Source organism: Areca yellow leaf disease phytoplasma (assembly GCF_041920595.1).
The window spans coordinates 64,967-66,207 of record NZ_CP169277.1; positions in this window are offsets into that span (position 1 = coordinate 64,967).

Here is a 1,241-nt window from a genome sequence, read left to right on the forward strand (position 1 = left end):
TTTAACTAAATTAAACAATTAATCTCCTTTAAAATGCTTTCAAACTTTTTAGATAAATATTTAATTACGGATATATAAACTTATAACCTTTGAAAAAAGGTTGTTTTGTCATGCATTTTTTTCTACAAAAAACAATAAATTCCGCATTATTTCGTAAAAAAATTTAATCAATGTGCGTTTATATTAACTTTTTCGTTTTTCGCTATATATATAATGTAGGGATAAAATATTTAAAAAAATATCTTTTGAAACTAGCAAATTATAAAAAAACATTAGACACTTTTTAAGTGTAATGAAATTATTTGTTAATTTGAAAAGATATGAAATTATCTATTTAATTTTAAGTCTTAAAGAGTAATTTTTAAATAAAAAAATGTCTAAAAAACGGAACAGTGCAAAATAAAAGAACTAAATTATTAACTTTTTGTAATACTTCTAACAAAGCTTGAGGACTTTTGATATTTTATTTAAATTTATAATTATCTACTTTTTCAAAACATTGATTTAATTGTTGTACTTGTGTTAAATTTTGATCTTCTTTCAGATCTAGACAAGGTTTTTAATCCTTTAACTTTGTTTTTGAATTGTACTGTTTGGTCTTGTGTATTGGAATTAGAATAATAGTTATCATAATATTATTCTAATTTATTACCTAGATAAACAATTTTATTCAAAACAAAGTTAAATTAAACTGTAATCTAAATCGAAAGAAGAAAGATCAAAATTGTACAAAACAATTAAATCAATGTTTTGAAAAAGTAGATAATTATAAATTTAAAATAAAATATCAAAGTCCTCAAGCTTTTGTTAGAAGTATTACAAAAAGTTAATAATTTAGTTCTTTTATTTGCACTGTTCCGTTTTTTTAGACATTTTTTTATTTAAAAATTACTCTTTAAGACTTAAAATTAAATAGATAATTTCTTATCTTTTCAAACTAACAAAGTAATTTCATTACACTTAAAAAGTGTCTAATGTTTTTTTATAATTTGCTAGTTTCAAAAGATATTTTTTTAAATATTTTATCCCTACATTATATATATAGGCCGAAAAACGAAAAAGTTGTGCACATAAAACGACATTGATTAAATTTTTTGGCTTAGCCAATGCGGGAATTTATTGTTTTTGTGAAAAAATGCATGACAAAACAACTTTCAAAGGTTATAAGTTTATATATCCGTAATTAAATATTTATCTAAAAGTTTGAAAGTATTTAAAGGAGATTAATTGTTTAATTTAGG